A 708-nucleotide genomic window follows, 5' to 3' on the forward strand; every position below is an offset into this window, starting at 1 on the left:
AGGGAGACCTACACCCCTTACAGATCGAAAAGCATACAGCTATATAGATAGTAAGTTGGTCTAACCTAGGTCGGTCGCAGACATTTGTTGAAAGCTTTCAAACTATGATTTGGTTCGATATGGGCTATTAGCTCAGGTGGTTAGAGCGCACCCCTGATAAGGGTGAGGTCCCTGGTTCGAGTCCAGGATGGCCCACCTGAATCAATTAAAAATGTAAAATTCAAAATTAAAAATGAAGAAAACTCAATTTTTAATTTTTAATTATCAATTTTTAATTGTATCTGGGGGTTTAGCTCAGTTGGTAGAGCGCCTGCTTTGCAAGCAGGATGTCAGCGGTTCGAGTCCGCTAACCTCCACCTGTGGCGATTGTCAAAACAAAAAAGCCATTGAGAAATCAGCAACATGACTTAATGTTAAGTCAGACTGCTGAGTTAGTTCTCAGCCAGAACCTTGAAAACTGCATAGTAACGCGAAATTAGCAGGCAGACACAGACATAATTAGTGCTGAATGCTAAGTTGTGAGTGCTGAGTGAAATCAGTATGAAGTGACGAAGTAAGCAGAACTAACTATTTGTGATTGTGAATGCAAATGTAGAACACCAAATGTTTGAGTGGTCAAGTTAATAAGGGCTAACGGTGGATACCTAGGCACACAGAGGCGACGAAGGACGTGGTTACCGACGATATGCTCCGGGGAGTTGGAAGCAA

Annotated in this window: 2 tRNA genes and 1 rRNA gene; all 3 read left to right on the forward strand. The window is 42.2% G+C overall.

The annotated features are described in order from the left end of the window. Positions 1 to 121: 121 nt before the first annotated feature. Positions 122 to 195: transfer RNA gene (locus A4S05_RS38235), tRNA-Ile, on the forward strand. An 88-nt stretch (positions 196 to 283) separates the two neighbouring features. After that, positions 284 to 356: transfer RNA gene (locus A4S05_RS38240), tRNA-Ala, on the forward strand. A 257-nt stretch (positions 357 to 613) separates the two neighbouring features. Continuing rightward, positions 614 to 708: ribosomal RNA gene (locus A4S05_RS38245) — 23S ribosomal RNA — on the forward strand; the annotation flags it as partial.

It is taken from the genome of Nostoc sp. KVJ20 (genome assembly GCF_001712795.1).
GTDB lineage: Bacteria > Cyanobacteriota > Cyanobacteriia > Cyanobacteriales > Nostocaceae > Nostoc.